The following is a 24,666-nucleotide window of genomic DNA, read 5'->3' on the forward strand; positions in this document are numbered from 1 at the left end:
GCGATGTCGGGGTCGAAGCCGTTGATCGCTTTCACCAATCCGAGCATTGCGGCCTGTTCCAGGTCTTCGGTGGCGTCGCCGCGGTTCCGGTAACGTCTCGCGACGTTTCGTGCGAACGGGAGGTGCATGCGGACGAGTTCTTCGCGCAGTCGTTCTCGCCGTGCATCGTCGTGCGGCAGGTGCCGGATCTGTGTGAGGAGTTCTTCGGCTCGGCCATCGAACAGCTTCGGCGGTCCTGGGTGAGAAGCCGCGGCTGAAGGGCTCTCAGAAGGTTCGCGGGCCGGTGAGGCGGTGGCGGGTGAAGGCACAGGCCTGGTCATGACGATCCCCGGGAACTCAGAAGTCGCGCGGCGGTCCAGCGACACGCCGCTCTGGCCGGGGGCTGCGTCCTAGCCCTCAAAACCGACCATACCCCCCTTTTGTGATCGCGCAACACGGCGACGACCTGAAGGCCCGGCGCAGCTGCCCGACAGGCAGGTCCTGATAGCGCCGCATGGCCTTAGCGGCGTCGCGCGGGTCCAGCGCTGCTTTGATCGACTGGCGTTGGTTGCTGAGCGAGGGGCGATGGCGAGAGCGGGGGCGGCGAGCAGCGCCTGTGTCAGGTGTCGGTTCTGCGGCGGATGGCGGGTTCGATGAACCAGAGCCAGGCGGCCAAGAGGGCGGCGCCGGCGGCGGTGATGAGGGGTAGTGGGCCGTTGAAGAGGAAGTCGACGACCATCATGGTGGCGGCGGTCATGGAGACCGCGAGTGCCAGTGTGCCGATCATTCCGTAGGCGTTGGAGCGGCGGACCAGTGATTCTTTGAGGCCTTGGCGGAAGAGGACGCGGTGTTGGGCCACGGGGGCGATGAAGAACATCGTGGCGATGGCGGCTGCTACGAGTGAGATGTAGTAGAGCCATTTGTCGAACGAGTCGAGTTTGGTGAAGCCGATCGAGAAGGGGACGGTGAGCAGGAAGGCGAACAACACCTGGACGCCGGTGACGGCCACGCGCAAGCCTTGGAGGAGTTCGACGAAGTTGCGGTCGGCGTGCTCGGCCGGGGTCTCTGACTCATTCCCATGGCGGGCGGACTGCGGCGCTTCGGACACGCTGAACTCCTCAGAGACAACATCGGGCGAGTGCCCTGGCCCTATATGCCATACCTACCCCGGCGGTCCCGCGCGACCCCTCCGCGGCTGTGGTGCCGGTCGGCGGCGCTGACCAGCGAAGATCGCTCAGTTCGGCCAGTGCACAAGCGAACTGCTCCGACGCGCTCGCGCTCACGTCCCCGCGCATCTTCCCGATCACGTTCAAGGCGGGCTCCCGCCCTCTGATGGACGTGGTTACGCGGCGATCAACGGTTTGGCTGGAAGCGGGCGAGGTAGGAGAGGTGCCCCGCCGCCGATTCAGCTTCCAGGAGTGATCATGTCTGGCGCCACCGCGCCATGGGCCGGGTACGCCTGCCGGTCTACGGATCCCGAGGTCTTCTCCCGCTCGGCGCGGACGAGCTACGCGACGCCAAGAACATCTGCCGTCGTTGCCATGCGCGCCAGGCATGCCTCGGATATGGCGACGTCTCCGTGGGTAAGCGAGCCACATAGCTGCCGGTAGAGAGGCGAACAATGGCAGCGACGACGGTTGGTCACCAATTGCCGCAATGCCTGCGCGACTGAGGGGCGCGCCCGGCGTTCGACCGCGGCGAGCACTGAACAGGAGGAGTTGTGGCGCATCGCAGCAGATTGCACAAGGTGGTCATCGACATCCCGGGTGACCGGCACGGCCAGGAGTTGGCGTTCTGGGAGGCGGCGTCCGGGCAGAAGCTGAGATCCGATGACGACACCCCGGAGTATCACGGCACCGCGTCCCTTCCCGGGCCCGCGTTCGAGTTGCTGGTTCAGCGGCTGGAGGAGTCCGAGGGGGAGGCCCGGGTCCATCTGGACATTCATACCGACGATCTGGAGGCCGAGGTCGCCCGGCTTGAGAGGCTCGGCGCCGTGAAGGTCCGCCAGGAGAAGGACTGGTGGGTCATGAGAGACCCGGCAGGGTTGCTGTTCTGCGTCATCCCGGACCGACCCGAGGAACTGACCGACGACAACTCCGAACGCTGGCAATAGATCCGGCTGATCGTTCCGCCGACCGACTAGTGAGACAGGAGCCAAACCATGGGCGGCCCCGCAGGCCAGAGCCAGAAGTACCCCGGCGAGACCGGGAAGATGGATCCGGAGCCGCATGACGAGATGCGTGAGTACGAGGGGCGCGGGCTGCTGGCGGGCAAACGAGCCCTGGTCACCGGTGGTGACTCGGGCATCGGCCGTGCGGTCGCGGTGGCGTTCGCCAAGGAGGGCGCCGATGTGGCGATCACCTACCTGAACGAGGACGCCGACGCCCGGCACACCGCCGGCCTGGTCGAACGCGAGGGCCGTCGCTGCGTCACGTTCGGGGGCGACATGGACGAGGAGCGGCACAGTCGCGAGGTGGTCGCGCATGCAGCCCGTGACCTCGGCGGCCTCGACGTGCTCGTGCTGCATCACGGGACCCAGGACCCGGTCGAGGACGTCCGGGAAATCGATACCGAGCATCTGGACCGTACGTTCCGTGTCAACGTGTACAGCCTCTTCTGGTCGGTGCAGGAGGCGCTGGAGCACCTGCCCGACGACGGCTCGATCGTCATCACGGGCTCGATCAACGGGCTTCGCGGCAATCCCAGCCTGATCGACTACTCCGCGAGCAAGGCGGCCGCGATGGTTTTCGCCCAGTCCATGGCCAAGGCGCTGATGGAGCGCGGCATCCGCGTCAACACCGTCTCGCCGGGGCCGGTGTGGACTCCGCTCATTCCCGCGACGTTCGACGAGGAGCGGGTGGAGGGCTTTGGCGAGCAGGCTCCGATGAACCGGCCGGCCCAGCCCGACGAGATCGCGCCCTCCTACGTGTTCTTCGCCAGCAACCTGCTGTCGTCGTACTACACCGGCCAGAACCTCGTCCCGGCCGGTGGCGAGATCCACCCGGGCTGACCGAGCCACCTCGGCGAGGCGGGGTGGTGAAGGTCTCCGCGGATGAGGGCCCCATCCGCGGGTAGGGCGCTGGACATGAGCAATGGTGAGACCGCTACCGGTGAAAGCACACCCGAGGCCGGGCGGGAGGAGAAGCTCGACCGTATTCGGCGGGTGGCCGGGCAGATCGCCGAGACCGAAGAGGACGTGGCGCGGGTGCGCGGCGAGGTCGCCGAGACATACGACTCCTTGGCTGATCGAAAGGGTGACCCGCGCTATCGCGAGCATGCGGAACGTGCCCGGCAGGCCGCTCGTGAGGCCCGGGCCGTGGCTGAGAAGGAACGACGGGCCGCAGCCGACCTGAGCCGGGATTCGAGCGAAGAGGAGGTCGACCGCTAGGCAGCGGGCCGTCGTCGGAGGTCGATGACGGCGAGGGCCTTCTCGGTGAGGCTGCCGAGGTAGAGGCGGCCGTCGTGTTCGGCCATGCCGGTGACCCGTCCGTACGCGCGGTCCGGTCGCTGGAGGTCTCGTAGTACCCGGCCGTCGAGGCTGAGGGCGGCGACCCAGGTCGTCCTGGCCGGTGGGGGCCGGAGACGGTCCGGGACGGCCCAGAGGGCGCGGCGGAGGATCGGCGGGGTGCGGAGAAGCAGGTCCAGGCGGGGGTCGCGACGGATCACCAGGGCCACCCACAGGCGTCCGTCGCCGGTCATGGCGAGGTTGTCGGGTGCGCCGGGCAGGTTGTCGGCGAACACCTCGGTGGAGCCGGTGGCGAGGTCGTGGCGGACGAGCCGGTAGGCACCCGTCTCCGCGACGATCAAGGCGTTCCGGTCGGGCGTGAGCACGACCCCGTTCGCGAAGCACAGGCCGTTCGCCAGGGTGGTCAGGGTCCCGTCCGGGTCCAGCCGGAGCAGGCGCCCGGTGCAGGAGTGCTCCAGGATGTCGCCCATCCAGTGGTCGAAGCCGAACCTGGTGCTCGACGAGGTGAAGTAGATCGATCCGTCCTCGTGGGCGGTGGCGTTGCTGGCGAACGGGACGGCGGCCAGGGACTTCAGTTCCGAGGTCCGCGGATCCAGCCGGAGCAGGCCGCGGTCGGCGTCGCAGACCAGAACGAGGCCGCCGTCCAGCACGTGCAGGCCCAGCGGCCGGCCACCCGTGTCGGCTACGGTCGCGACCGCTCCGGACACCGGGTCGACCCGCAGGACGCGTCCGTCCTGGACTCCGGTCAGCAGGGTGCCGTCCGCCTCGACCACGACTTCCTCGGGCCCCCGCCCGGGCAGTGGCAGGCGTTGGAGGGGGAAGTCCTCCGGGCCTCGGCGTTTGCGCGCACGTGACGGCCGCGGGGGCGGGCGCCAGATCACGGGCTGGATCGCGGGCTTGGCCATGACCATCCCCTCCTGTCCGGGGTGGCGATGCGGTGAGCACGACTGTCCCGGTGGTTGTCGCGCGATGGGGGGGACGAGCCTGGCCGGCGCGTCGCGTCACGCAGGCGTTCGGCGAGATGGCCGACCCGGTGCTCCGCCTGGAGGCCCTCACACGATCGACCGCCTCCCCGGTTACCCAAGAAGTGCGGAACCGGACATCTTCCCCCGTCCGGGCAGCCGTCTCACCGCTTCTGGCCGACGAGATGGTCAGCGCAGACGAGGGAGCAAGGAGCCATGGGCGGGCGCGTGGGTCAGGTGGTCTCGGGCCTCGACATGAGCCGCCAGGCCGGCTGGCGCGTGGACGTGGCGGGAGGCGGAGCCGGTGCGGTGCTCGACTTCTGGGGAACGGAAGCCAGCGCCTCGTCGACCGTGTCGAAGACGCGGAAGTCCTGCCTCTTCTCCAGAACGCCGAGCAGGTGCTGGACCTGTGAGCGCAGCCGGACGAGCCCGAGGCTGCCGCCGAAGGTCCGCAGGGTCTCCGCGGTCTTGGTCAGTACGTCGAGTCCGCTGCTGTCCACGAACGTGACTTCGGTCAGATCCAGGATGATGTGCGGCGCGTGCCGCGTCCGGACCCGGTGAAGAACTTCGGCGAGCTCGTCGCAGGTGGTCCGATCGATCGCGCCGCTGAGCTTGAGAACTGCGGCTCCCTCGCGAGTGGACAATGAAGTGTGAAGCGCGTTCATGTCCGCTTGATTCCCCATTGTCGTGTTGTAAACAGGGCGCAGGCCGGTCGTCCGCGTTGAAGTCCGGGCGACCGGCCAGACCTCGTTCACCGGCTTGGGCGGGATTCATCCGAGCCGGCAGTCCGGGCCCGCCCGTCGGTGTCAGGCGGTTGGATTCTGTCCGACTTCGCCGCGCCAGCCGCCGGTCTCGCCGCCCTTGGCCTCGATGAACTCCTTGAACCGCTTGAGGTCGCCCTTGATCCGGCGTTCGACGAGGTGCGTCGCGGCGCCGGCCTTCTCGACCGCGCCCTCGGGCACGAACTCCATCTGCAGCATCACCCGGGTCTGCTGCGGCGCCAGATGATGGAACGTCACCACACCGGCCTGCCGCGGCTCGCCGGTCGACGTCCACGCGATGCGCTCGTCGGGAAGCTGCTCGGTGATCTCGGCGTCGAACTCCCGCTTCACTCCGGCGATGCTGGTCTTCCAATGGGTGCGGGTGTCGTTGACCTGCTCGACCTGATCGACGCCCTCCATGAACCTCGGGAACTCGGTGAACTGCGTCCACTGGTTGTAGGCGACCCCGACTGGAACGGCCACGTCGATCGACTGCTCGATGGTGGTGCTCATGGAATCCTCCCTTCCTCCGAAGGGCCCGCCCCTGCCCGCCGCAAACCACCTCAAACGCGACTCGCAACCACAAACCGTTGACCGCTGACCCCGGGCACGACCCTGACCGGTACACGATCGAGGCCAGGTCGACGTTCCTGGCTGCCCGCTCCTGACCGGCCGGAGGCGGGAGAACGACAGGATCGCCTCCCAAGCGGCTCCCACAGGCGGGCACAAAGACCGAGAGCCGCGATCCCTGGTCAAGGATCACGGCTCTGAGCTGGGAGAATCTGGTGGGCGATACTGGGTTCGAACCAGTGACCTCTTCGGTGTGAACGAAGCGCTCTCCCACTGAGCTAATCGCCCGCGCGGACTGCCTTGAGGCCTTCCGACGTCGGAAACTCTAGCGCATCACGGGGGGTGCTCACACATCAGTAATCGTGGTGTGTCAGCTCCAGGGGGTCCAGTCCTGGATGTCCCAGGGGAGCTTGAAGTCGTAGACGGCCAGGTAGGCGATGACGGCGGCGCCGACGAGGATGCCTCCGATGACGGCCAGGATGGTGTTCCGGCGCTTCTTGCGGGGGTCGAGGGCCTTCTCCTTGGCCTTCTCGGCGGCCTGCTTGGCGTGGTGGAGGGCACGCTGGGCCCAGGCGAACTCGGTGGCGAGGATGGCGAGTCCGACGATGATGCCCAGGATGCCGGGGCCCGGGGCGACCATCATGACGAGGCCGCCGATCAGGACCGTCACGCCGACGGTGAAGACGCCGATGCGCCAGGTCGTGTTGAGGAGCCGGTTCCTCCGGACGAACTCCCGGAAGCGGCCGAACGGGTTGGGTTCGGTGTCCGAGGCGTCCTTTTCATGGTTTATTGCCACGCTTTTACTCTATGCCAAGAAGGTGGCCGCATCGGGCCGCAGGGTGGTTTTGGGCAACCAAAGGCGCCCCGTCGATCGTCACACATGGAGAAGCCCCCCGCTCGGAGGGGGTGCCCGATAGATCCGCCTTTGCCCAGGTCAGCACCCACTTTTGAGAACGTGAGATAGATCACAGAGAGTGCCGGGGACGGAATGTTCCCACATCTTCCCTCAGTTACGCGTCATAGATCGCGGGGACATCCGTGAGAGGGAGTGAGGTTCCCACCGGAACACGCCCGCGCGTTAGCGGGACCGACGTCGTGAAGGAATGGCCATGAACAGCAGCACCACCGTCTCAGCAGAGCTGGGCCTCCGTCTCGTCGTCCCAGACCGCACGACCGTCCCCCTGCTCGCCGGGCTGGAGTACGCGGCCGACGACCCGTACGCCATCCGGATGGCGTTCTACGTCGGCAACGACGAGCCGGTGGAGTGGATCTTCGCTCGCGAACTCCTCACCGTCGGCATCGTGCGCAAGGTCGGGGACGGCGACGTGGAGGTGTGGCCCACCGGGGACAACGACACCATCCTGAACATCGCGCTCTCATCGCCGTTCGGCAACGCGCTGTTCGAGGTGCCGCTGTCGCCGCTGGCCGACTTCCTCCACCGGACCTACCAGGTCGTGCCCGCCGGCCAGGAGTCGGAGTTCGTCGACATGGACGCCGAGCTGGAGAACCTGCTCTGGCCGTCCTGATCACTCGCTGAGGCGGGCGATCTGGCGCATCTTGTTCATCGCGTCCAGGGCGGCGACCTTGTACGACTCGGCCAGGGTCGGGTAGTTGAACACGGCGTTGACCAGGTAGTCGACGGTGCCGCCACAGCCCATGACGGTCTGGCCGATGTGGACCAGCTCGGTGGCGCCGGTGCCGAAGACGTGGACGCCCAGCAGGGAACGGTCCTCGGACGAGACCAGGAGCTTGAGCATGCCGTACGAGTCGCCGATGATCTGGCCCCTGGCCAGCTCGCGGTAGCGGGAGACGCCCACCTCGAAGGGCACCTTCGACTCGGTGAGCTCGTCCTCGGTACGGCCGACGAAGCTGATCTCGGGGATCGTGTAGATGCCGATCGGCTGGAGCTCGTGCATCCCGGTGACGGGCTCGTCACAGGCGTGGTGGGCGGCGACCCGGCCCTGCTCCATCGACGTGGCGGCCAGCGACGGGAAGCCGATCACGTCGCCGACGGCGTAGATGTGCGGCACCTCGGTGACGTAGTCGCGGCCGACCTTGATCCGGCCCCGGCGGTCGGCGGTGAGACCCGCGGCCTTGAGGTCGAGCTCGTCGGTCATGCCCTGCCGCCCGGCCGAGTACATCACGGTGTCGGCGGGGATGCGCTTGCCGCTCTCCAGAACGGTGATCGCGCCGCCGTTGCGGCGTTCGACCGAGGCCACCGACTCGCGGAAACGGAACGTGACCGCCAGGTCACGCAGGTGGTACTTGAGGGCCTCGACCACTTCTAGGTCGGCGAACTCCAGCATGCGCTCGCGCCGCTCGACCACCGTGACCTTGGTGCCGAGCGCGGCGAACATGGAGGCGTACTCGATCCCGATCACCCCGGCGCCGACGACCACCATCGTCTCGGGGATGCGCTCCATGTTGATGATGCCGTCGGAGTCGATGATCGTCTTGTCGTCGAACGCGACCGTGTCGGGCCGCGCGGGCTTGGTGCCGGTGGCGATGACGATCTTGTCTGCGGTGACCTTGTGCTCCCGGTCGTCGCCGTTGCCGACGCCGATGGTGTGCGGGTCCAGGAACCGCCCGGTGCCCGGCAGGACCGTCACCCGGTTGCGGGCCAGCTGGCTGCGGATCACGTCGATCTCGCGCCCGATGACGTGCTGGGTGCGCATGCCCAGGTCGGCGGGCGTGATGTCCTCTTTGACCCGGTAGCTCTGCCCGTACAACTCCCGCTGGTTGAGGCCGGTCAGGTAGAGCACGGCTTCACGGAGCGTCTTCGACGGGATCGTCCCGGTGTTGATGCACACCCCGCCGATCATGTTGCGCCGTTCGACGATGGCGACCCGCCGTCCGAGCTTGGCCGACGCGATCGCCGCGCGCTGCCCGCCGGGGCCCGACCCGAGTACGAGGATGTCGAAGTCGCTCACGCCCCCAGTCTGGCCGTGTGCGGCCTCCGGCATAAGGCCCATGGCGTGATCAATCCGGTTCGCGGCGTTCGGTTCAGCTTCCTTCGGTTCGGTGGCGGCCCGAGCGGCGTCCGGGGAGATCGTCGCTGCTGAGCATGTGGCGCTCGAACTTCTCCATGGTGAGCACCAGCGCGAATATGACGGGAATGGCGGCGAGCCAGGCCATCATCGGGTCGGTCCCCTCCTCTTATCGGCTGAGCGCCTTCTGGAGTTCGTTCCTGGTCATCTGGGAGCGGCCCTTGATGTTGCGCCGCTTGGCCTCGGCGTAGAGCTGTTCCTTGGTCCGCCCGCCGGGCCCGAGGCCGCGGCCCGCGCGCTGACCGCCGCGAACTTGGGGAGACTTGGTCCGCGTCGAGATCTTGCTCGCCTGCTTCGCCTCGCCCGACCGGGCGCGGTTCTTGTTGACGGTACGGGCGGCGATCTCCTCGGCGCGCTGCTCGCTCGCGCCGCGGTCGAGCTCTGACGACTTGATGTCCTGATACTGGCGTTCGCGCTTCTTGCTCCACGCCTGTTGCGGCATCATGCACTCCTGTCGTCCCGTTTGGCGTCGTATGTACGGATAGCGCTACCCGGGCAAACCAGGACCATGCGTCCCTCGCGCAACTTTGCGATCACATGGCGAAGGGCTGGTGACCTGCGCGAACGCACGTCACCGCGAGAGCAGGACGGGCAGACGGTGTACGAACCGGAGGCGCGTCAGAACGCCTCGAGGACGGCGCGGGCGGCGTTGTGGCCGGGAATGCCGCTGACGCCGCCGCCGCGCCGGGCTCCGGCCCCGCACAGCAGCACGCGCGGATGGCCGGTCTCCACGCCCCATCGGCCGCGCTCGTCCGCGTCCTCGGCGTACGGCCAGCTCAGGTCGCGGTGGAAGATGTGGCCGCCCGGCAGCCCCGCCTCGTTTTCCAGGTCGACCGGGGATTTCACCTCCAGGCAGGGCGCGCCCTCGGGCGTCCGCATCAGGCAGTCCTCGATGGGCTCGGCCAGCACGGTGTCGAACGAGGCGAGCGTGGCCCGCAGGGCTTCCTCCCGCGCGCGCACAGGATCGGCGCGGAACAACCGGGCCGGCATGTGCAGGCCGAACAGCGTCAAGGTCTGCGCCCCCGAGGTGCGCAGCTCCGGCCCGAGGATCGACGGGTCGGTCAGCGAATGGCAGTACACCTCCGCCGGTGGCAGGGAGGGGACGCGTCCGGCCGCAGCCTCGGCGTACGCGGCCGCCAGCTGCGCCTGGGTCTCGTTGATGTGGAACGTCCCTCCGAACGCCTCCTCGGGCCGTACGGACGGGTCACGCAGCCGGGGGAGCCGCGACAGCACCATGTTCACCTTGAGCTGCGAGCCCTCGGGAGCGCCGGCGCCCCCGGACGTCCCCTCGCCCATCACGCGGGCGAGCACGGCGGGCGGCAGGTTGACCAGGACGTGGCGGGCGTTCACGGCGTGCTCGGCGCCCGAGGCGGTTTCCCTGAACGTCACCTCGCCGGCCGGGTCGATCGCCAGCACCTCCATGCCGGTCCGCAGGTCGGCGCCGGCGGCGCGGGCGGCCTCGGCCAGGCCGCCGCTCACCGCGCCCATTCCGCCGACCGGGACGTTCCAGTCACCCGTGCCGTCCCCGACGACGTGGTAGAGCAGGCAGCGGTTGGCGAGCAGCCCCGGGTCGTCCGGGTCGGCGAACGTGCCGATCAGCGCGTCGGTCAGCACGACCCCGCGGACGCCGTCGTCGGCGAAACGTTCGGCCACCACGTCCCCGATCGGCCGTTCGAAGAGATCGCGCCACGCCTCGTCGTCGTTCACGACGCCGCGCAGGCCGGCCCGGTCGCGCAGCGGCTCCAGCAACGTCGGAGCCACCCGCCGCGCGACGCGCGCGGCGAGCGCGTAGAAGCGCCGCCACGCCGCGAAGTCCCCGGTACCGCCGGTGACCTGGGTGAACGACGCCGCCGTGCGGGCGTCGTCGGCGTTGTCCACCAGCAGGCCGCCGGCGCCGATCGGCGTGTACGAGGCGTACCGGCGCCGGCGCAGCTCGACCGGCAGCCCCAGGTCCCGCATGATCCGCGTGGGCAGCAGGCTCACCAGGTACGAGTAGCGCGACAGCCGCGCGTCGACCCCGGGGAAGACCCGTTCCGACACGGCGAGCCCGCCGAGGTGGCCGAGGCGTTCCAGGACCAGCACCCGGCGGCCCGCCCCGGCCAGGTACGCGGCGGCGACCAGGCCGTTGTGGCCGCCCCCGGCGATCACGACGTCATACATGCGCTCAGCACAGCACACGGGCGCCGTGACCGGCCATCCGGGGGCGGCCGGAGGACGGTCAGAAGGATGGTCAGAAGGATGGTCAGAAGGGTGGCCAGGGGTTCACTGGCCGAGAGCCTCCATCAGCCAGGGATAGGCGAGGTGGAGCTCGCGCTGCCAGTACGGCCAGTCGTGCTGCCCGTCATAGAAACGCGTCGTCACCGGGATCCCCAGCGAACGCAGCCGGCCTGCGAACGCCTGGGCGTGGGTGTAGGTGCCGGACTCCACCGGATCGGTGAGGATCGACCCGCCGAGCGGGCCGCGCTTGCCGTTGCCGCTGGTCACCCGCAGGCGGACGCCCGCCAGCCGGTCGGCCAGGTCGTAGGGGTTGTGCGCGTGCCAGACGGCGGCCTGGTCGTCGGGGTCGCCCCAGACGCGCCGCCAGTCGGTGCCGGGACAGGCCAGCGCGGGACCCCAGCCGGTGGAGTCGTCGCCCGCCTTGTGGCCGTGCATGGTGTGCAGGTAGCCGCTGAACGCCACGGCCGCGCGGAAGGAGCCGCGGAACCGCGCCGCGTACGCCATCGTGCCGAGACCGCCCATCGAGTTGCCCGCGACGGCGCGCACCGTGCCGGCCCGGTAGTCGCGTTCGAGGATCTGCCGGAGCTCGGTCATGTGGAACGTCTCCCAGCGGGGCGGTCCGCCGCGGCCGTAGTTCCACCAGTCCGAGTAGTTGCCGCAGCGGCCTGCGTTCGGCATGACGACCATGACGTCGGAGGTCGCGGTGAGCTGCTCGACGTCGGTATCGCGCGTCCACGCGGTGTAGTCGTCGACGCCGCCGTGCAGCAGCCAGAGTGTCGGGTAGGTGCGCGGTGAGGTCCGCGACCAGCCGGGCGGCACCAGGAGCCGCACTTTCTCGCGGCCGCCCATCGCGGGCGACTCGATGGTCAGATCCAGCGTGCGCGGGGCGACGGTCGTCTCGGCGACGACGGTGGCCCCGGCGGCCTCGGCGGGAGCGGGCGTGGCCGGTCCCAGTCCGGAGATGAGGAAAACGAGCAGGACGAACACCCCTGCCGCGCAGGCAGGGGTCGAGCATCGACCCAATTGCGGGGCCTTTCGGGAAAGGGGGCGGGGGTTACCCGGAATATTCCCGAACGGCGTTCAGGTCAGTGCGTTCCGCGGCTTTTATCAAATACATTTCAAGCCGCGGGCCAGGGCCCGCGGCTTGAGGTGTAACACCAGGTGAAGGACGAGATCAGACGGTCGTCAGGAGTTCTTCGTGGCGCCGAGGGACTTCATCAGCGTCGGCCAGATGAACTTCGACTCGCGCACCCAGGCGGGCCAGTTGTGGCGGCCGTCGCCATAGATGTGCGCGGTGTAGGGGACGCCGACCTGGTCGAGCCTCTTGCGGAACTCGTTGTTGTTCGCGCCGATCGCGATCTCGCTCAGCAGGCCGATGTCCCACGGGGCGACGTCGGGGTCGCCGGGGCCGGGCCGGCCGGTGGTGCCGGCCGAGAAGAACAGGCCGGTGCCCTTCAGCTTCGAGGCGAGCGCGGACGGGTCGTGCGCGGCCCAGTTGGCGTCGTCGGCCCACGGGATGCCCCAGATCGCGAACGGGTCCTGGCCGTTGCCCGCGTTGGTGAACATCAGCATCGCCGGCATGCCCGGCGACCGCATCGACAGGATGCCGCTCAGCGACGCCACGTACCGGAACAGGCCCGGGTGCCGGGCGGCGTAGCTGAACGCGCCGTGCCCGCCCGAGGAGTTGCCGATCGCCGCCCGCGAGCCGCCGCCGTGGTAGTTGCGCTCGATGAGCTGGCGGACCTCTTGCGTGTGGAACGTCTCCCACTTGGGAGAGCCGCCCTTGCCGTAGTTGAACCAGTCCGCGTACGAGCCGTTGGACGCCTCCGGCATCACGACGATGACGCCGTACGCCGCGGCCCAGGCCTCGATGTCGGTGTTCTTGGTCCAGGACGTGTAGTCGTCCTGGCCGCCGTGGAAGGCGTACAGCACCGGCCAGGTCCGGGTCGTGGTCTGCTGCCAGTCGGCCGGCAGCAGGATGCGCGTCTTGACCGACTTGCCGAGCGCGGGGGACTGCACGGTGATGTCGACCTGGCGCGCGGCGAGCCGGGCGGTCTTGGTGATGCGCGCGCCGTCGGACGCGGCGCGGGGGCTCGGTGCCGCCTGGGCGGTGGCGTCGGTGACGACGATCCCGAGGCCCAGCGCGGTCGCGGCGATCGTGCCCGTCGCGAACGAGCGGCGTCGCCATCCAGCGGAACGGATCGACCTGCGGCGGACCAGGGCTGCCATCTGTCTCCTCGCATGGTGCGCAGCCCGGCGACCGCGCGGCTGGACGAAGAGTCTGGTGAAGCAGCGCCACATGCTGCAATAGGCGCGAGTGACAATAAATGATCCGATACCTGTCGAAAGTTGAGTGCCGTGCAGTAGTTCGCCGTGACGCTAAGCTGCCTAGAACATTGTTCTGGTGGGGGCGCGCGGGAGGAGCACGGAGATGGCGTTCTACGAGCCGCTGGGGGACGGCGGGTTCGGCTCGACCCCGGCGACGGCCGGGCCCTGGTCGCCGGAGTTCCAGCACGCGGGTCCGGTGTCGGCCCTGTTCGGCCGTGCCTTCGAACGCCACGACCCCGCGCCCGGCACCCGCGTCGCGCGCGTGACCGTCGAGCTCCTCGGGCCTGTCCCGGTCGCGCCCCTGCACGTCGCGACGCGTGTCGTCCGTCCGGGCAAGCGGGTGGCGCTGCTGGAGGCCGAGCTCGCGCACGAGGGCCGGACCGTGGCCCGCGCGACCGCCTGGCGCGTCGCCGCGGCGCCCGCGGGCCTGGAGACCATCGAGGACGGCCCGGTGCCGGAGCTGCCGGAGACCGGGCCGCCGCCGTTCGCCGGCTGGGAGGCCATGAACCTGGACGGCTACCTGTCGGCGATGGAGTGGCGCTTCGTGCGCGGCACGTTCGGCAAGCCGGGACCGGGCGAGGTGTGGGCGCGGGCACGCGGGCCGCTCGTCGCGGGCGAGGAGGACACGCCGCTGGTGCGGGCGCTCGTCCTCGCCGACAGCGCGTCGGGCGTCGGCAGCGAGATCGACTTCTCGCGGTGGCTGGTGATCAACACCGACCTCACCGTGGCGCTGCACCGCGACCCGGTGGGGGAGTGGCTCTTCATGAGCGCGCGCCTCCAGTCCGCGCCGGGAGGGTGCGCCCTCGCCGAGTCGAGGCTGGCCGACTCGGCGGGCACGGTGGGCCAGGGCCTCCAGACCCTGCTCGTCGCCCCGCACTGAGAAGAACGCCTCAGGGGCGGGTCAGGGGGCGGCGGGTTCCTCGTAGCTGAGCATGCGCGCCAGGTGCCCCATCATCTTGACGTCGAAGAGGCCGGTGACGCTGCGGAGCAGCACGCCGAACGGGCCGTCGGGCGGCTCGACGCTCGCCCACCAGGCGACGCGCTCGGCGATGGCCGGGTCGGACGGGGCGACGCCGATGAGCGTGATGCCCAGCTGCCGCGCGAGCAGGATCTCGAGCTCGCCGCGCGGCAGCGAGCGGGTGCGCAGCCACTCCACGCCCGCCCATTCGACCCCGGCGATCCACGAGCGGATCACCATCTCCAGCGCGGGAGTGGGCTCGCCGACCTCCAGCGTGTCGCACGTGATCCGCAGGATGTGGTCGCGCACCCGCTGCGCGGCGGCGCGGGCGGCCTCGGGCGCCTCGCTCGACCCCACCGCGAGCACGCCGGCCACGATCCCCTCGTACTCCTCGATGAAGTCGAAGTAGACGGTCAGCCGGATCATCAGGTTCCACGACGGGACGCCCTCGTCGACGTCGCTCAGCCGTTCGATGACCTCCGCGCCCACCGCGCCGGCGACCGCCTCGTACAACTCCTGCTTGCTGTCGAAGTAGCGGTAGAGCGACGAACGCGAACTGCCCGCGGCGGCCGCCAGATCGTCGATCGAGACCTCGTCCTGCGGGCGTTCCCGGAACACCTTGATGGCCGTCGAGATGATCTCCTGGCGGCGTTTGTCGGACGGCAGCCGCCGAAATGGCGGCCGCTTGCGGGTGCCCGTTTTACGTCCGCCCCGACCGGGCCGCGCGACCGTCCCCTTCGCTGTCTCGTCGCCGGTCACGACGCCGGGCTCGGCGCCCTGCGGATCCTGGTCGGACATGCCGCCACCTTAGCCGTGTCCACTCATGGTGGACGCATGCTCCCGGCTCGGCGGCCCCGTCCGCAATGCCCCGGGAAAAGCGGCTCGGCAATTGTCAGTCTCCTGATAACGGCCGAGATCGAGAGGCGCGCCGGCGCTGAAGTGCACGCCGGCGCGCACCCGTACGGTCGCGTTCTGGACCATGCCGGGAACGGCCCGCCGAGGACCCCTCACGAGTCCCGCCGGGGGCCTCCCGAAGAGAGGGAACGGGCGAGGCGGTCAGGCGAGGTCCTTGGGCAGGCGCTCGAGCAGGCCGCGCAGGTCGTCGGCGTGGTCCTCCTCGTCGGCCAGCAGGTCCTCGAACACCCGGCGGGTCGTGGGGTCGCCGTCGCCGAGCCACTGGATGATCTCGGTGTACGAGGCGATCGCGACGCGCTCGGCGACCAGGTCTTCCTTGATCATGTCGACCAGGTTCAGGCTCGCGTCGTAGGTGGTGTGCGAGCGCCCGGCCAGGATCTCGGGGTTGAAGTCGGGCTCCCCGCCCAGCTGCGTGATGCGCGTCGCCAGCTTGTCGACGTGCTCGTACTCGTCGGCGGCGTGCTCCTTGAACTCGGCCACCACGCTCTCGGAGTAGATGCCGGTCGCGGTGTAGGCGTGCCGCTTGTAGCGCAGCACACACACCAGCTCGGTGGCGAGGGCCTCGTTGCACACCTGGATGACCCGGTCGACGTCGGCTCCGTACGCCTCGGTCACCGGACCCTTGTCGATCTCCGTCCGGGCGCGCTCGCGCAACTTCGTCAGGTCACTCAGAAACTCGGCCATGTCGGGCCGTCCTCTCTGCTCTGGTCCGTCCTCGGGTGTTCCCCTCCCCGGTGTTTGTTCACCTATCCCGGGCGCCCCCAAAGTCACGGCGCCGTCAAGAAAGCATGAGGCCGGAGTACGTGATCTGAGTCACGTCGCCGTGTCACACCCGCGGACGCCGCCCGCGGCGCCAGGACATCTTCGACGCCCCCCGGTCGCCGAGAGCGCCGACGAGGCGGACGTGACGGCTGTGCTCGCCGCCCTCACCGGCTATCTGGTCGGGCCGGCAGCCCGAGCCGCCCGGCCTGCCGACCCTGCGCGCGTTCCAGCGAGCACAGGGCGAGATCTCACTCGAACGGCTACGCCGCCGCACCGGCTGGTGAAGGCCGCTTGTCCCACCGCCGGCGGTACCTTTTCGACCACCGGTGGTCCAAGGCTCGACTTTGGTCTGGAGGGACTAGCCCGGAAGCCGATGCCCGGCGGGCGTGCGCTTAGCGTGGGGTCATGCGCACCATCCCTCGCCCACGCCGCGCGACGATCGCCCGAGGCGCGGTGCGGACGAAGGAACGGGCGCTCGCCCCCGACCTGGCGCGCGGCGTGATGTTGCTGCTGATCGTCCTCTCCAACACCGCGTTCCACCTGTACGCGGCGCGGCACGGCTCGTCGGGCTGGCATCCGGTGGACGGATCGCCGGTCGACCACGCCGTGCAGTTCCTGATGATCGTCATGCTGGACCAGCGCGTCTATCCGCTGTTCGCGTTCCTCTTCGGCTACGGGATGATGCAGCTCTACCTGCGCCAGACGGCCGCCGGAACGCGAGAACGGACGGCGGTCGCACTGCTGCGGCGGCGCAGCCTCTTCCTGATCGTCCTCGGCCTCCTGCACGCCACCCTGCTGATGGCGGGGGACGTCCTCGGCTCGTACGGCGTCGGCAGCCTGGTGATCGGCTTGCTGTTCCTGCGCCGCGCGGACCGGACGATCCTCTCCTGGGCGCTCGGACTGGCCGGGCTCACACTGATCTTCGCCGGGCCCGCGCTGCAGGCGGCGGTCAACGGCGACCTCGGCGCGTACGGCACCACGACCACGGAACCCTCGTACACGGCGTTCGCCGCGGAAGAGGAGGACCCGCTGACGGCTGCGGCCACCCGGCTCCGCACGGGCCTGCAGATCACGTTCATGGCGGGGCTCCTGTCGCTCACCCTCCCGCAGTTCCTGCTCGGCTTCTGGGCGGCCCGCCGCCGCGTCCTGGAGGAGCCTGGCAGGCACCTGCGCCTGCTGACCGTCACCGCCGCAGCCGGCCTCGCGATCGGCTGGCTCGGCGCGCTGCCCTCGGCCCTCGCGCACGTCGGGGCGCTGGACGTGCCGCCCGCCGCCGTGAGCGAGGCGGGCGTCCTCACCCAGCTCAGGGACGTCACCGGCATCGCCGGCGGCATCGGGTACGTCGCCTGTTTCGGGCTCCTCGCGCACTGGCTGTCGACCCGCGCCCGCCTCCACGGCAGCCGTCCAGTCGTTGCCGTCGCGGCCGTCGGCAAGCGGTCGCTCTCGTCCTACCTCACCCACTCGCTGATCTTCTCGCCGATCCTCGCCGCGTGGGGGCTCGGCCTCGGCGCCCACCTGGGCAGCGCCACGATGGCGCTCTTCGCGGTGGGCGTGTGGCTGGCCACGGTCCTCGCCGCGTACGAGCTGGAACGCCGTGACCTGCGCGGACCCGCCGAGGTCGTGCTCCGGCGGCTCATATACGGACGGCCCCGGCCGGTCGCCGGAGACGCCGTGAGATCGTGACCGGGAAGCCTTCGGCGCCGGAGAGGACCCCCGATATGACCGACCGCGTGACCGTGTCCGTCACCGACGACGGCGTCGCCGACGTACGGCTGAACCGTCCGGACAAGCTCAACGCCCTCGACCTGGCCACGTTCGAGGCCCTCATGGACGCCGGCGACCGCATCGCCGCCGACCCCGCCGTCCGGGCGGTGGTGTTGTCGGGCGAGGGGCGTTCGTTCAGCGCGGGCCTCGACTTCTCCAACTTCGCCGCCATGGCGAACGGCGCCCCGGCGTCCTCCGAAGGCGAGGGGCCGTCCGGTGACGCCGGCCCGTCCGGTGGCGCGAAACGTTTCGCCCGGCTCCTCAACGACATCACCGACCGCGAGCCCGGCCGCATCACCAACCTCGGCCAGCAGGCCGCGCACGCGTGGCGCGAACTGCCCCAGCCCGTCATCGCCGCTGTCCAGGGGCACGCGCTGGGCGGCGGCCTGCAGATCGCGCTCGGCGCCGACCTGCGGATCGTGACCCCCGACGCCAAGCTGTCGGTCCTGGAGATCCGCTGGGGACTGGTGCCCGACATGACCGGTACGGCCGCGCTCATCCGCCTGGTCGGCGAGGACGTCGCCAAGGAGCTCACCTTTACCGGCCGCATGGTGTCCGGCGAGGAGGCCGTACGGCTGGGCCTCGCGACCCGTACCGCCGACGACCCGCGCCAGGCCGCCACCGACCTGGCCCGCGAGATCGCCGCCAACAGCCCGCACGCCATCCGCGCCGCCAAGCGCCTCCTCAACCGCGCCTCCGACCGCGACCTGGCCGGGCAGTACCTCGAAGAGTCCCGCGAACTCGGCGCCCTCCGCGGCACCCCCAACCAGGCCGAAGCCGTCAAGGCCTACTTCGAGAAACGCCCCCCTAACTTCACCGACCCCACCTGACCCCAGCCCCCGCCCCCAGCCACGCGGCGCTGTCCACGCGGCGCTGTCCACGCGGCGCTGTCCACGCGGCCTGAGGTGCGCGATGCGCTCCCACTCGGGTTGAGGTTCGGCGTTGCTTTGGTGGCGTGGTCCAGGCGGCCACCTGGTGCGAAGTTGTCCACGCGGCGCAGGCTTCCGGGACTGAGAGTGCGTGGCTGGGACGGGGTCACCAGCGGACGGTGCCTTCGTCGTCGACGAAGGTGCCCGTTGGCCCGTCCGCGCCGAGCGTCGCCATCCGCAGTGCGACGGCGGCGCCGTCGGCGGCGGTGCGGGTGATCCCGAGTCCCAGGTCCTTGGTGAAGTCGGTGGCGCAGGCACCGGGCGCCACCGCGTTGACGAGGATCCCGTCCCGGGCGAACGCCCGCGCGTACTGCACCGTCACCGCGTTCAGCGCGGTCTTGGACGGCGGGTACGCGAGTGACGCGGGCAGCCCGGACATGTAGTGCCCGGGGTCGGTCTGGTGCCCCAGTGAGCCGACCCCGCTGGACACGTTCACCACCCGCGCCGCGTCCGACCGCCGCAGCCAGGGCGACATCGCCTCCGTCACCCTGATGACGCCCAGCACGTTCGTCTCGAACACCTGCCGGACGTTCGCCAGGTCGATCCTCCCCGGCGCCTGCGAGGCGAGGTCTCCCGAGATCCCGGCGTTGTTGACCAGGACGTCCAGCCGGCCCCAGCGTTCCCCGACCTCCCGCGCCGCCGCCCGGACGCTTCCGTCGTCGGTCACGTCCAGCACCATCGGCCGCGCACCGACCTCCTGCGCCGCCGTCGCGCCGAGCTCGGCGTCGCGCGCGCAGAGCAGCACCGTCACGCCCCGCGCGACCAGCCCCGCCGCGATCTCGCGGCCTATGCCCTTGTTGGCCCCGGTCACCAATGCGATCGTCATGCGTCCGAGCCCATCAGCCGGTGGCCGCGCGCGGCCAGGACCGCTTGGCTCACGCGCAATACCCTGCCGGTATGGACCGAGTCGAGACGCGGGAACTGGCGTACTTCCTCGCCGTCGCGCAGGAGCTCCACTTCGGCCGTGCCGCCGCGCGCCTCGGCATCGCCCAGCCGCCGCTCTCCCGCGCCATCAAGCAGCTCGAACGCCGCCTGGGCGTGGTCCTCCTCGATCGCGACAGCCGCGGCGTCGCCCTCACCCCGGCCGGGGAGGTCCTAGCCCGCGAGGCCGTCGTGGCCCTCGACGCCGTGACCGCGGCCGCGCGGCGCACCCGCCGGGCCGGCCTGCCCGCCGCCCCCCGCCTGGTCGTGGTCATGAAGCCCGGCGGTGACGCTGGACTACTGCGCGAAATCCTCGCCGCCTACGAGGCGCTCCCCGAAGCCGTCGACGTCGAGGTGATGCTCACCGGCGTGGCCGAACGCGCCCGCCTCCTGAGGGACGGCACCGCTGACGTGGCCTTCCTGCATGACCCGTACGAGGACCTCACCGGGTTCGACACCGAGCCCCTGGTGGTCGAAGGGGCCGTCGCCGTCCTCCCGTCCGGGCACGCTCTGGCGGGACGTTCCGACCTGCGGATGTCCGACCTCGACGGCGAGCCCCTTCCGCGCTGGCGCGGTGTCCCGGGATCGGGACGGCCGGACGCGCCCGAGGTCGGCGATCCCTCCGAGGTCATGCAGCTCATAGCGCTGGGACGGATGGCCGCCGTCGTCCCCGAGTCCGCGCGCCTGCACCTGCGCCGCGACCTGGTCTGCGTCCCCGTCGTGGACGCCGCTCCCGTGACCGTCCTCCTGGCCTGGCCGGAGAACGCTCGTTCGCCTGCCCTGGCCGCCTTCGTCCGGACGGCTGCCGGCTGCGCGCAGGCCCAGAGCCGGTCCGCGTAGGCGGAGCTGCTTGGAGATGGACATGACCCCGTCCGCATCCGCCGACGGGTCCGGCGACCTGTGCGGAACCGAACGTCGGCGTGCCCAGGAACTCCTGACCAGGTTCTCCCCGTAAGCCGAACCACCCGCGAACCGCCGGGCCGCGCCGTACAGGAGCCTGCCGAGAACGAGCGACTCGAAGCAGCAGCGCGATGCCCGGCCCGAGTCCGGCGTGCAACGTCATCAGCGCGCAGGCTGCGGCGTCTTCTTTCCAGCGCGGGGAGCGTCTGAACGCCTGGCAGGCGGGACGGTCCTGGCGGGGAACGAGAGCGTCCGGAACGCGCGGCAGAGGCGCGCCGCCGCGTGGTCAGGCGGCGAGGAACGCGCCGAAGGGGAGGTTGCGAACCAGCCAGAAGGCGAGCACCAGGACGAGAAAAGCCCAGATCAGGCGAGGATCGGCGGCCTTGGTGCGGGTGGGACGGCCACGGGCGCGCGCGACGGTCCAGCGGATCCAGAAGAACGCGAGCAGGGGCACCATCGTCACGACGAAGACGTTGAGGCCGAAAGCCTCGCCGAGGTGGCCGTGGGCCAGGGCGTGGATGGTGCGCAGCGCTCCGCAGCCGGGGCACTGGTGCCCGGTCAGGGCCAGGAACGGGCAGGTGGGGTAGTTGCCGCCCTCGTTGGGGTCGACGGCGGCGAGGTATCCGATGACGGTGACGGCGATGACGAGCACCCCGAGCGGAGCCAGGAGACCGCGCGGCGGCCCGCCCCGCAGGGACGAGGCGGACCGCCGCACAGAAGACATCAGCTGGGTCATCGCACCGTGATCAGCTGGCCAGGGCGAGCTGGATGACGAAGGAGAGGATGCCCGCGATCACTCCGATGACCGCGGACACGATGGCCCAGGTCTTGGCGTTGTTGGACGCCTTCTGGGCGCCGGCGTGGTCGCCGGACTGCCACTTGGAGTTGACCTGCGTCGAGAAGACGATCGACACGATCCCCAGCGGGAGGCAGCAGAAGATCGTGGTGAGGATCGCCCACACGAGGTGGTTGGGGGGCGGCGGGCCCTGCGGCGCAGACGGGTAGCCGCCGTAGCCCGGGGTGTTGTAGCTCATCTGGTGTGAACCTCCGAAGCATGGGATTGCGTCAGTGCTGTGACGTTGCTCCGGGTGCCCTGGTTCTCGTAACCCTCTGAACAGTCCGCCTGTGGCCATCAGGACAGGCGGTGTTTGTGGTGATTGGAGCTGTCCAAGTCCCCGGTGGCAGAGACCCTATCGGAGTGATCTGTCCAATGGTGTCCCAATATCGCACTGCGCAGGTGGTGGAGCGTTTCGCGGGGTCCATGCGTTTTTGTCCAAGCCAGCCCTGAGCGCCCGGGGAGCCCGATGACACTGGGCTTGAGAGCGCCCCGACCGGCTACCAGAAGCACCCGCAGCGACTACCGAGCGTGCTGTGGATCACACAAGCCACGCCCCCGCCACAGCCGCCAAGTCCACACCATCGACGCGTACTCCTACCGCTTCCCGCCCAACCCTCCGTGAGGCACCCTCCAAGACTCAGGCCCCTCCACCCCTCAATCCCGAAGACCGCCCGCCACCGCTCCCACAACCGGCACCCACGGCGCTGCCCACAGCTACGCGCCCCGCCGTCACCGTCACGACCGCCGTCGGGCCGTCGTCCAGGCCGACTACCGCACGCGCCCCGACATTCACGCGTTCTAACATCCGCCGCTACCCGCAGCACCGCCGACACCTACCCCCACCATCCACGCCATTCACCACCACGCGCGGACCACCACCACGTGCAGGCCATCACCACGCGCAGGCCACCATCACAGGCAGGCCACCACCACCCCGCGCGGGGCCGCCACCAGGCGCGGACTGCCACCACGCGCGGACTGCCACGCGCAGGCCACCATCACACTCGGGCCACCATCACACGCGCGGACCGCCACGTGCGGACCAGCACCATGCGCGGGGCCCGCCGCCACGTGCGGACCCGTCACTACGCGCGGGGGCCGCCGCCACGCGCGGACTGGCACGCGCAGGCCACTACGTGCGGACCACCGGGTGCGGGTCGCCACCACGGCACCCACCCCACCGCTGGCACGCGCTACCACCATCACCCAGCGCGCAGCCGCTTCTACCAGCAGCACTGGACGCCAGATGCCAACTGGCCCCAGCCAGCGCCCGAGAGGGGCGACCCAAAGTGAGTGGCGAGGGCTCGGGAAGCTGGGCTGAGACCGCCGGGTAAGAACGGTCGGAGGCAAATCGCTCGGCTTGAACCTGCGGGCTGAGACGGCCGGGTCGAGGCCGCCGGGCTGGGGCCGCCTGGTGGCGGCCATCGGTATGCGGTCGGGGTGAGAGCACGAGGACGGGACGTCAGATGGCAGGGCCGGGCGGGACTGCCCGCCTGCTCGGCCTTCAGCGCACGCCGTTCGGCGCGCACCCCGCCGCGCTGCTTGAGGCCAACGACCGCGACGGACGTCGGATTGAGCTGCACCCACCCCGGCAGCTCCCATGCTGGAAGAACGCCGACACCGACCGGCGGAAGCGTGCCTGTCATCCCTGCTCGGCGACGGCCCGGCGGACGCCGGGACGGAGGAAACGCGTCACCTGGGGAGCCCGGCCGTCGGGCTTGCACGCGAACGGTGGCATTAGGACGGTGGGCACGAATTCGCTGGCAGGGGTCTAGCCCGGGAGAAGCAGGACAGGAGGAGCAGGATCGAGCACCGCCCGCCTCTTCTGAAGCCCCAGTTGGGACGGCCGCTGGAGCGGATCGCGTCAGGGGCGGCATCCGACGAGCGGCGGCTGGCCCTCGCGCGTCGCCATCGGCGGATTCTGGAACGGCCCGTGGTGAAAGCAGGTGAGGTGCCCGAAGGCATGTCCCTGCTCTCCTTCGCGGAGGCGCACGTCAACCCGGCTACCGGGCGGCGTTCGCGACGCGGTCGGGCCGCCTGGATCGGGAGGGTGCCGAGACCTGTATTAGAAGGAATGCGACTGGAGCCCTACTTGGACGGTTGGGCGCGAACGCGCCACGACTCTTGCTCCAACGCAGGCTCGCCGCGCACCTCTGCCCGTTCACCGTCGTCAGACGTGGTCGGCATGCAAGGGCGGGGAGACGCGTAGGCGCAGGAACGGTGCGGCCGGAGAGAAGGGCCGCGGGCAATGGCGAGCAGCAGGCGGGTCGCAGGGGACGTGGGGCGCGGGTCGGGCCTCGACTCGTCCGCAGCTCAATCGTCGGGGGTGCCTGAGTCCTTCTTCTTGGGCTGAGCTCGGACGTGGATGCGCTCGCCCTGCGGGCCGAAGAGGCTGAGGATCTCGGCCGGCTCGTCCCCCGTGCTGCCGAACCAGTGCGGTACGCGGGTGTCGAACTCGGCCACCTCTCCCTTGCGCAGGACGATGTCGTGCTCGGCGAGGACGAGGCGCAGGCGCCCGGACAACACGTACATCCACTCGTAGCCCTCATGGACGCGGAGGTCGGGTGTGCAACCGTCGGCGGGGATCACCATCTTGTACGCCTGGACGCCGCCTGGCTGGCGGGTCAGCGGAACGATGGTCCGCCCGCCGACCTCGCGCGGCGTCAACCGGATCCGCGGATCACCGACCTCGGGAGCGCCGACCAACTCATCCAGCGGCACCTGGTGAGCCTGGGCGATCGGCAGCAGCAGTTCGAGGCTGGGGCGCCGCTGACCGGATTCGAGCCGCGACAACGTGCTCTTCGAGATGCCCGTCACGTCTGCCAGCGCAGTCAGCGTCACGCCGCGCTCCACGCGGAGGCGCTTGAGACGGGGCCCGACTTCGGCCAGGGCTGTCGCGATGGCGTCTGAGTGCTCCATGACCCCATTTCACCTCCTGGTTCCCAGAATCAGCAACTCGTGTTGTCATTGTGGCAGGGGATGGGCTGATGGGGGTTCCCGGAACCGATTTGACGTACGCGGCAGGACCGCATAGATTCACTCCTTGTCCCTGGAGGGAACCGAAGACGCCTGTCCGGCGGCCGGTCCGCGGGGAAACTACCGAAGATCACGAGTGGCATGATTTTCCCATGCCCTCGATGCTGCGGTGCGTCAGAATTGGCTGATTTGGATAACTCGGCTGGATCTGATGAAATGGCAACACCACTCCGGAAGGGCCGCGAAAGCGGATCTGAAAGAGTGTTGTCGGAAAAGCAAGGCAAATTGACAAGCCGAGCGGATCTGATAAAGTAAATGAGTCGCCTCCGAGCGGGAATCGCGAAAGCGAAACCTAACGGTGGGTGTCCGTTTC

The 24,666-nt window shown here is 69.9% G+C and carries 26 protein-coding genes and 1 tRNA gene; 8 read left to right on the forward strand and 19 right to left on the reverse strand.

Annotation, left to right across the window (positions count from 1 at the left end):
* A partial coding sequence (locus tag ABZ810_RS46985; RefSeq protein ID WP_358415145.1) for a sigma factor occupies positions 1 to 320 on the reverse strand: 320 nt, incomplete at its 3' end.
* A 278-nt stretch (positions 321 to 598) separates the two neighbouring features.
* Positions 599 to 1,087, reverse strand: a complete 489-nt coding sequence (locus ABZ810_RS46990; protein WP_358415148.1) for a DUF6328 family protein — start codon at positions 1,085 to 1,087, stop codon at positions 599 to 601.
* Positions 1,088 to 1,726: 639 nt separating this feature from the next.
* Here ABZ810_RS46990 and ABZ810_RS46995 point away from each other — a divergent pair.
* The 3 genes from ABZ810_RS46995 to ABZ810_RS47005 all read left to right on the forward strand — a co-directional run bounded on the left by ABZ810_RS46995 (position 1,727) and on the right by ABZ810_RS47005 (position 3,367).
* Positions 1,727 to 2,092: a VOC family protein gene (locus ABZ810_RS46995; protein WP_358415151.1), complete on the forward strand. Its 366-nt coding sequence runs from the start codon at positions 1,727 to 1,729 to the stop codon at positions 2,090 to 2,092.
* 48 nt (positions 2,093 to 2,140) lie between these two features.
* Positions 2,141 to 2,989 carry an SDR family oxidoreductase gene (locus tag ABZ810_RS47000; RefSeq protein ID WP_358415154.1) on the forward strand — a complete coding sequence of 283 codons (849 nt, stop codon included), beginning with the start codon at positions 2,141 to 2,143 and terminating at the stop codon, positions 2,987 to 2,989.
* 75 nt (positions 2,990 to 3,064) lie between these two features.
* The gene (locus ABZ810_RS47005; RefSeq protein WP_358415156.1) at positions 3,065 to 3,367 is read left to right on the forward strand and encodes a hypothetical protein; all 303 of its coding nucleotides are present in this window, start codon (positions 3,065 to 3,067) and stop codon (positions 3,365 to 3,367) included.
* On the opposite strand, the gene ABZ810_RS47010 is transcribed toward ABZ810_RS47005, so the two are convergent.
* The 5 genes from ABZ810_RS47010 to ABZ810_RS47030 all read right to left on the reverse strand — a co-directional run bounded on the left by ABZ810_RS47010 (position 3,364) and on the right by ABZ810_RS47030 (position 6,534).
* Positions 3,364 to 4,350, reverse strand: coding sequence for an SMP-30/gluconolactonase/LRE family protein (locus tag ABZ810_RS47010; RefSeq protein ID WP_358415159.1), 987 nt, complete (start codon positions 4,348 to 4,350; stop codon positions 3,364 to 3,366). The two genes, ABZ810_RS47005 and ABZ810_RS47010, sit on opposite strands and share 4 nt — an antisense overlap.
* A 290-nt stretch (positions 4,351 to 4,640) precedes the next feature.
* Positions 4,641 to 5,162: an STAS domain-containing protein gene (locus ABZ810_RS47015; protein ID WP_358415162.1), complete on the reverse strand. Its 522-nt coding sequence runs from the start codon at positions 5,160 to 5,162 to the stop codon at positions 4,641 to 4,643.
* Positions 5,163 to 5,213: 51 nt separating this feature from the next.
* On the reverse strand, positions 5,214 to 5,681 hold the full coding sequence (locus tag ABZ810_RS47020; RefSeq protein WP_358415165.1) for an SRPBCC family protein: 468 nt from the start codon (positions 5,679 to 5,681) through the stop codon (positions 5,214 to 5,216).
* A 270-nt stretch (positions 5,682 to 5,951) separates the two neighbouring features.
* Positions 5,952 to 6,026, reverse strand: a tRNA-Val gene (locus ABZ810_RS47025).
* A gap of 82 nt (positions 6,027 to 6,108) precedes the next feature.
* Complete coding sequence (locus ABZ810_RS47030; protein WP_358415168.1) at positions 6,109 to 6,534, reverse strand: PGPGW domain-containing protein; 426 nt, start codon at positions 6,532 to 6,534, stop codon at positions 6,109 to 6,111.
* Positions 6,535 to 6,847: 313 nt separating this feature from the next.
* Between ABZ810_RS47030 and ABZ810_RS47035 the strand changes: the two genes are divergently transcribed.
* Positions 6,848 to 7,264 carry an SsgA family sporulation/cell division regulator gene (locus tag ABZ810_RS47035; protein ID WP_358415170.1) on the forward strand — a complete coding sequence of 139 codons (417 nt, stop codon included), beginning with the start codon at positions 6,848 to 6,850 and terminating at the stop codon, positions 7,262 to 7,264.
* On the opposite strand, the gene sthA is transcribed toward ABZ810_RS47035, so the two are convergent.
* From sthA to ABZ810_RS47065, 6 genes are all read right to left on the reverse strand, one after another.
* Positions 7,265 to 8,668: a Si-specific NAD(P)(+) transhydrogenase gene (gene sthA / locus ABZ810_RS47040; RefSeq protein WP_358415173.1), complete on the reverse strand. Its 1,404-nt coding sequence runs from the start codon at positions 8,666 to 8,668 to the stop codon at positions 7,265 to 7,267. It abuts the gene before it with no gap.
* A 73-nt stretch (positions 8,669 to 8,741) separates the two neighbouring features.
* Positions 8,742 to 8,876, reverse strand: a complete 135-nt coding sequence (locus ABZ810_RS47045) for a hypothetical protein (RefSeq protein ID WP_358415176.1) — start codon at positions 8,874 to 8,876, stop codon at positions 8,742 to 8,744.
* Positions 8,877 to 8,894: 18 nt separating this feature from the next.
* Positions 8,895 to 9,227 (reverse strand): plasmid stabilization protein, encoded by a 333-nt coding sequence (locus ABZ810_RS47050; RefSeq protein ID WP_358415179.1) that lies wholly within the window; start codon positions 9,225 to 9,227, stop codon positions 8,895 to 8,897.
* Between the two features lie 176 nt (positions 9,228 to 9,403).
* Entirely contained in the window at positions 9,404 to 10,945 is a 1,542-nt protein-coding gene (locus tag ABZ810_RS47055; protein WP_358415182.1) for an NAD(P)/FAD-dependent oxidoreductase, read from the reverse strand.
* Positions 10,946 to 11,047: 102 nt separating this feature from the next.
* The gene (locus tag ABZ810_RS47060) at positions 11,048 to 11,989 is read right to left on the reverse strand and encodes an alpha/beta hydrolase family protein (protein ID WP_358415185.1); all 942 of its coding nucleotides are present in this window, start codon (positions 11,987 to 11,989) and stop codon (positions 11,048 to 11,050) included.
* A 198-nt stretch (positions 11,990 to 12,187) separates the two neighbouring features.
* Complete coding sequence (locus tag ABZ810_RS47065) at positions 12,188 to 13,231, reverse strand: alpha/beta hydrolase family protein (protein WP_358415188.1); 1,044 nt, start codon at positions 13,229 to 13,231, stop codon at positions 12,188 to 12,190.
* Positions 13,232 to 13,433: 202 nt separating this feature from the next.
* Here ABZ810_RS47065 and ABZ810_RS47070 point away from each other — a divergent pair, with 202 nt between their 5' ends.
* A complete protein-coding gene (locus ABZ810_RS47070; protein WP_358415191.1) occupies positions 13,434 to 14,210 on the forward strand; it encodes a thioesterase family protein in 777 nt (258 codons plus the stop codon).
* A 21-nt stretch (positions 14,211 to 14,231) separates the two neighbouring features.
* On the opposite strand, the gene ABZ810_RS47075 is transcribed toward ABZ810_RS47070, so the two are convergent.
* Together ABZ810_RS47075 and ABZ810_RS47080 are read right to left on the reverse strand one after the other, a co-directional pair.
* On the reverse strand, positions 14,232 to 15,086 hold the full coding sequence (locus tag ABZ810_RS47075) for a TetR/AcrR family transcriptional regulator (RefSeq protein WP_358415194.1): 855 nt from the start codon (positions 15,084 to 15,086) through the stop codon (positions 14,232 to 14,234).
* 258 nt (positions 15,087 to 15,344) lie between these two features.
* Positions 15,345 to 15,887, reverse strand: coding sequence for a ferritin-like domain-containing protein (locus ABZ810_RS47080; protein ID WP_358415197.1), 543 nt, complete (start codon positions 15,885 to 15,887; stop codon positions 15,345 to 15,347).
* Between the two features lie 483 nt (positions 15,888 to 16,370).
* Between ABZ810_RS47080 and ABZ810_RS47085 the strand changes: the two genes are divergently transcribed.
* Together ABZ810_RS47085 and ABZ810_RS47090 are read left to right on the forward strand one after the other, a co-directional pair.
* Positions 16,371 to 17,648 (forward strand): DUF418 domain-containing protein, encoded by a 1,278-nt coding sequence (locus ABZ810_RS47085; protein ID WP_358415200.1) that lies wholly within the window; start codon positions 16,371 to 16,373, stop codon positions 17,646 to 17,648.
* Positions 17,649 to 17,683: 35 nt separating this feature from the next.
* Complete coding sequence (locus ABZ810_RS47090; protein WP_358415203.1) at positions 17,684 to 18,559, forward strand: crotonase/enoyl-CoA hydratase family protein; 876 nt, start codon at positions 17,684 to 17,686, stop codon at positions 18,557 to 18,559.
* 205 nt (positions 18,560 to 18,764) lie between these two features.
* Here the strand turns inward: ABZ810_RS47090 and ABZ810_RS47095 are convergent, their stop codons facing one another.
* Positions 18,765 to 19,484 (reverse strand): SDR family NAD(P)-dependent oxidoreductase, encoded by a 720-nt coding sequence (locus ABZ810_RS47095; RefSeq protein WP_358415205.1) that lies wholly within the window; start codon positions 19,482 to 19,484, stop codon positions 18,765 to 18,767.
* Positions 19,485 to 19,555: 71 nt separating this feature from the next.
* On the opposite strand from ABZ810_RS47095, the gene ABZ810_RS47100 reads away from it, so the two are divergent.
* Entirely contained in the window at positions 19,556 to 20,419 is an 864-nt protein-coding gene (locus ABZ810_RS47100) for a LysR family transcriptional regulator (RefSeq protein WP_358415208.1), read from the forward strand.
* Positions 20,420 to 20,765: 346 nt separating this feature from the next.
* Here the strand turns inward: ABZ810_RS47100 and ABZ810_RS47105 are convergent, their stop codons facing one another.
* The 3 genes from ABZ810_RS47105 to ABZ810_RS47115 all read right to left on the reverse strand — a co-directional run bounded on the left by ABZ810_RS47105 (position 20,766) and on the right by ABZ810_RS47115 (position 24,236).
* The gene (locus ABZ810_RS47105; RefSeq protein ID WP_358415211.1) at positions 20,766 to 21,215 is read right to left on the reverse strand and encodes a DUF2752 domain-containing protein; all 450 of its coding nucleotides are present in this window, start codon (positions 21,213 to 21,215) and stop codon (positions 20,766 to 20,768) included.
* 10 nt (positions 21,216 to 21,225) lie between these two features.
* Entirely contained in the window at positions 21,226 to 21,513 is a 288-nt protein-coding gene (locus ABZ810_RS47110) for a CD225/dispanin family protein (RefSeq protein ID WP_358415214.1), read from the reverse strand.
* A 2,117-nt stretch (positions 21,514 to 23,630) separates the two neighbouring features.
* Positions 23,631 to 24,236 (reverse strand): XRE family transcriptional regulator, encoded by a 606-nt coding sequence (locus tag ABZ810_RS47115; RefSeq protein ID WP_358415216.1) that lies wholly within the window; start codon positions 24,234 to 24,236, stop codon positions 23,631 to 23,633.
* Between the last annotated feature and the right edge of the window lie 430 nt (positions 24,237 to 24,666).

Source organism: Spirillospora sp. NPDC047279 (assembly GCF_040643285.1).
GTDB lineage: Bacteria > Actinomycetota > Actinomycetes > Streptosporangiales > Streptosporangiaceae > Spirillospora.